Below are 3,902 nucleotides of genomic sequence, written 5' to 3' on the forward strand. Positions count from 1 at the left end.
CCGGTTACACCACGGTGGATGTCTTTGCCGAATACCAGCCTTCCAACATGGAAAATCTGGTCATCCGCGCCGAGGTCACCAACCTGTTCGATCAGGCCTATATCGACCGTGCCAGCTATGGCGGCGATTACTCCACCGTGATCGGCCAGCAAGAGCCGGGCCGGGCGATTGCCCTGACCATGAATTACACGTTCTGAACGCGCATTCATGTAATGTGATCGTTCGTTCACAAATACGAAGGGCGGCCCTCGGGTCGCCCTTCTGCCCTTGTTGCGGCGCCTTATTCTGCGGCCCAGAGCAGCGCTGCCGGGTCTTCCCGATGGGCAAAGCGCAGCAGGTGGCGCTCCAGCACATCGGCCAGCATGGCGGCATCCTCCGCCGTTGCGGCCTCCACGCTCAGCGCGATGCCGCCGGGCTGCGGCACCAGACGCCCCTCGCCCGCGTCAAAGCGCAGCAGTGCAGCCTCGCCGGTGATCTCTACTGCAATCTTGTGGCCGAAATGCTTGGCCATGGTCGCCACATATTGCGCGGCGTGATCGGTCGGAAAATGGGCAATCTGCCGCATCGGAACCCTGTTCTCTTGGGGCGGGATGGTCTCCCGCAGGTGAAAGCAAGGCTGGCAAAGGGCTGGCAGGGCCTTGCTACCGCGCGGCCCCGCCTTCGTCAAATCAAGCCCCCGTCAAATCAAGTGGGCGTCAAATCGAGGGGGCGTCAAATCAAGCCCCTTCCGAAGACCGCGCCCAAAGGTTGATGTCCTCCTCCGCCGCAATGCGGTCGATCTCGGCCAGCTCGGCCGCAGTGAAGGCCAGATTGCCTACCGCGCCCGCGCAGTCCACCACCTGCTCGGGCTTGGAGGCCCCGATCAGCGCCGTGGTGATCCCCTCATCGCGCAAGACCCAGGCAATCGCCATCTGCGCCAGCGTCTGCCCGCGCGCCTGCGCAATCGCATCCAGCGCCCGCACGCTTTCCAGCGCGCGCGGGGTGATCGTCTCGGGCGCCAGGCTCTTGCCCTGCGCGGCGCGGCTGCCCTGCGGAATGCCGTTCAGGTATTTCTTCGTCAAAATCCCCTGCGCCAGCGGCGTGAAGGCAATCGACCCCACGCCCAGCTCGGCCAGCGTGTCTTTCAGCCCGTCCCGCTCCACCCAGCGGTTCAGCATGTTGTAGCTGGGCTGATGGATCAGCAGCGGCGTCCCCATCTCGCGCAGGATCGCCACCGCCTCGCGGGTGCGGGCCGAGTTATAGCTGGAAATCCCGATATACAGCGCCCGGCCCGACCGCACGATGTGATCCAGCGCGCCCATGGTTTCTTCCAGCGGGGTGTCCGGGTCAAAACGGTGCGAATAGAAAATGTCGACGTAATCAAGGCCCATGCGCTTCAGCGACTGGTCGCAAGAGGCGATCAGATATTTCCGGCTGCCCCATTCGCCATAGGGCCCCGGCCACATGTCATAGCCCGCCTTGCTGCTGATGATCAGCTCATCGCGGTGCCGCGCGAAATCCTGTTGCAGGATCTGGCCAAAGGCCTCCTCCGCGCTGCCGAAGGGCGGGCCATAGTTGTTGGCCAGATCGAAATGGGTGATGCCATGATCAAAGGCGGTCTGGCAGATGGCGCGTTTCACCGCATGAGGGGTGTCCTCGCCGAAATTATGCCACAGGCCCAGGCTGATGGCGGGCAGTTTCAGCCCCGAATGACCGCAGCGGCGGTAAACCATCTGGTCATAGCGGCTGTCGGACGGGGTATAGGTCTTGGGGAATTGGCGCATGCGGCCCTCCTGTTTTGTGCCGGAATGGTAGCGCAAACGAGGGCGGGTGCAATGGGTGGGGCTTGCCGATCCGCGCAATCCGCGCGACCCTGCCAGCGCGATGGGGGAGGGGCCAGATGATCCGGCATATCGTGGCGCTGCGCTTTCGCGCAGAGGTGACCGAGGCGGAAAAGCAGCAGCTTTACGCCGGGCTTGCCGCCCTGCGCGGCCATCTGGAGGGGATGGAGGATTTCCGCAGCTTCCCCAATCTTTCCCCCGAAACAGCGGTGGTGCAGGGGTTTCACGACCTGTTCTGGTGCGATTTCCGCGATGTGGCCGCGCGCGATGCCTATCTGGCCGACCCGGCGCATCAGGCGCTGGGCTCCCGGCTGGTGGCGGCAGCCGAGGGCGGGCTGGCGGGGATCCTCGTGATGGATGTCGCGCTGTGACGCCCGCCGACCGCGCCTTCCTCACCGGCCTGTTCGAGGCCGCCGTGGCCGCCGCCGACCCGGCGCAGGCGCTGGCCGCCCATCTGCCCGAACCGCCCAAGGGCCGCACCGTGGTGATCGGTGCGGGCAAGGGGGCGGCGCAACTGGCCGCCGCCTTCGAGCGGCTCTGGCCGCATCCGCTGGAGGGGGTGGTGGTCACCCGCTACGGCTATGCCTGCCCGACCCGCGCCATCCGCGTGCTGGAGGCCGCGCATCCGGTGCCCGACGCGGCGGGGCTGGCGGCGACCGAGGCGCTGCGGCAGGCAGTGCAGGGCCTTGGCTCTGACGATCTGGTGGTGGCGCTGATCTGCGGCGGCGGCTCGGCCCTGCTGCCCAGCCCGCCCGGCGATCTGACGCTGGCGGATGAGGCGGCGCTGAACCGCGCGCTCCTGGCCTCGGGCGCGCCGATCTCGGTGATGAATGCCATCCGCAAGCAGGTATCCGGCATCAAGGGCGGGCGGCTGGCATTGGAGTGCCACCCGGCGCGGCTGGTCACGCTGGTGGTGTCAGACGTGCCGGGCGATGATCCGGCGCAGGTGGCCTCTGGCCCCACCGTGCCCGATGCCAGCAGCCGCGCCGCCGCCCGCGCGCTGGTCAAGGCCTGGCGCATCGACCTGCCGCCGCGCCTGGCCGCCTGGCTGGAAGGCGAGGCGGGCGCGGCGCCCGATCCCGCCGACCCGCGCTTTGCCGGGCATCAGCTGCGCGTCATCGCCTCGGCCCGCCTGTCGCTGGAGGCGGCGGCGGCACGGGCCGCGGCGCAGGGCGTGCCTGCGGTGATCCTGTCCGATGCCATCGAGGGTGAGGCGCGCGATGTCGCCCGCGTCCATGCCGCCATCGCCCGCGAAGTGGCGCTGCGCGACCGCCCGTTCCGCCGCCCGGTGGTGATCCTGTCGGGCGGCGAAACCACCGTGACGCTGCGGGGCGCGGGCGGCAAGGGGGGCCGGAACAGCGAATTTCTGCTGGCCTTTGCGCTGGCCGCCGAAGGGGTGCCCGTCGCGGCGCTGGCCGCCGATACCGACGGCATCGACGGGTCAGAGGCCAATGCCGGCGCCTTTGCCAGCGGCGACAGCGCGGCGCGGCTGCGCGGCCTCGGGCAAGACCCGGCGGCCCTGCTGGCCGGGCATGATGCCTATAACGCTTTCGCGGCCTTGGGCGATCTGTTCAGCCCCGGCCCCACCGGCACCAATGTGAATGATTTCCGCGCACTCCTGCTGCGCTAGGGCAGAACATGCCACAGCAGCAGCGCCAGTTCCAGCGCCGCCAAGGCCGCGATTACCACGGTGGGCGCCAGAAAGACCGCGTGAAACATCACCGCCTCGCGGCTGCGAGCGCCCCGCCTTTCCCTGTCGTGATGAGTCATGCCCTGATCCTCCTGTCCTGCGCAGGAATACGATAGCGGCCTTGCCCCGCCGCAGCCTTGATTTGCGTCAAATGCGCGCGGCCTGCATCCGAGGCGCGCGCGCGATTTTTCGACGAAAAATCGGGGCCGCTCACTCGGCCGCGGCCTCGCGCACCATATCCAGCGTGTCTTGCCCGATCCGCGCCGCCATCGCCTCCTGCACCGGCGCCAGTGCCGCGATCCAGGCGGCGCGCTCTGCCTCGGTCAGCTCGTGGAATTCGGTCAACCCGCTGGCCCGCATCCGCGCCAATGCCGCATCGTTTTCCGCCTTGG

The 3,902-nt window shown here is 68.0% G+C and carries 5 protein-coding genes and 2 pseudogenes; 3 read left to right on the plus strand and 4 right to left on the minus strand.

Features of this window, described 5'->3' with window-relative positions:
* Positions 1-197 (plus strand): annotated as a pseudogene (locus tag JNN06_RS03850) (TonB-dependent receptor); the annotation flags it as partial.
* Between the two features lie 83 nt (positions 198-280).
* Here the strand turns inward: JNN06_RS03850 and JNN06_RS03855 are convergent.
* Entirely contained in the window at positions 281-565 is a 285-nt protein-coding gene (locus tag JNN06_RS03855; RefSeq protein WP_291238282.1) for a DUF2218 domain-containing protein, read from the minus strand.
* A 151-nt stretch (positions 566-716) separates the two neighbouring features.
* Positions 717-1,763 carry an L-glyceraldehyde 3-phosphate reductase gene (mgrA, locus tag JNN06_RS03860; protein WP_291238283.1) on the minus strand — a complete coding sequence of 349 codons (1,047 nt, stop codon included), beginning with the start codon at positions 1,761-1,763 and terminating at the stop codon, positions 717-719.
* A gap of 116 nt (positions 1,764-1,879) precedes the next feature.
* On the opposite strand from mgrA, the gene JNN06_RS03865 reads away from it, so the two are divergent.
* Both JNN06_RS03865 and JNN06_RS03870 read left to right on the plus strand, forming a co-directional pair.
* Positions 1,880-2,191, plus strand: coding sequence for a Dabb family protein (locus JNN06_RS03865; RefSeq protein WP_291238284.1), 312 nt, complete (start codon positions 1,880-1,882; stop codon positions 2,189-2,191).
* Positions 2,188-3,450: a glycerate kinase gene (locus tag JNN06_RS03870; RefSeq protein WP_291238285.1), complete on the plus strand. Its 1,263-nt coding sequence runs from the start codon at positions 2,188-2,190 to the stop codon at positions 3,448-3,450. The genes JNN06_RS03865 and JNN06_RS03870 overlap by 4 nt, the downstream gene beginning before the upstream one ends.
* Here JNN06_RS03870 and JNN06_RS03875 read toward each other — a convergent pair.
* On the minus strand, positions 3,447-3,590 hold the full coding sequence (locus JNN06_RS03875; RefSeq protein ID WP_291238286.1) for a hypothetical protein: 144 nt from the start codon (positions 3,588-3,590) through the stop codon (positions 3,447-3,449). The genes JNN06_RS03870 and JNN06_RS03875 overlap by 4 nt on opposite strands.
* Positions 3,591-3,720: 130 nt before the next feature.
* A pseudogene (locus JNN06_RS03880) lies at positions 3,721-3,902 on the minus strand (C4-dicarboxylate ABC transporter); the annotation flags it as partial.

It is taken from the genome of Gemmobacter sp. (assembly GCF_016792925.1).
GTDB lineage: Bacteria > Pseudomonadota > Alphaproteobacteria > Rhodobacterales > Rhodobacteraceae > Gemmobacter.

Excerpts from the sequence above, each read along its gene's own strand:
- JNN06_RS03855 (WP_291238282.1), bottom strand. The coding sequence starts at position 565 with ATGCGGCAGATTGCCCATTTTCCGACCGATCACGCCGCGCAATATGTG.
- mgrA (WP_291238283.1), bottom strand. The coding sequence starts at position 1,763 with ATGCGCCAATTCCCCAAGACCTATACCCCGTCCGACAGCCGCTATGAC.
- JNN06_RS03865 (WP_291238284.1), top strand. The coding sequence starts at position 1,880 with ATGATCCGGCATATCGTGGCGCTGCGCTTTCGCGCAGAGGTGACCGAG.
- JNN06_RS03875 (WP_291238286.1), bottom strand. The coding sequence starts at position 3,590 with ATGACTCATCACGACAGGGAAAGGCGGGGCGCTCGCAGCCGCGAGGCG.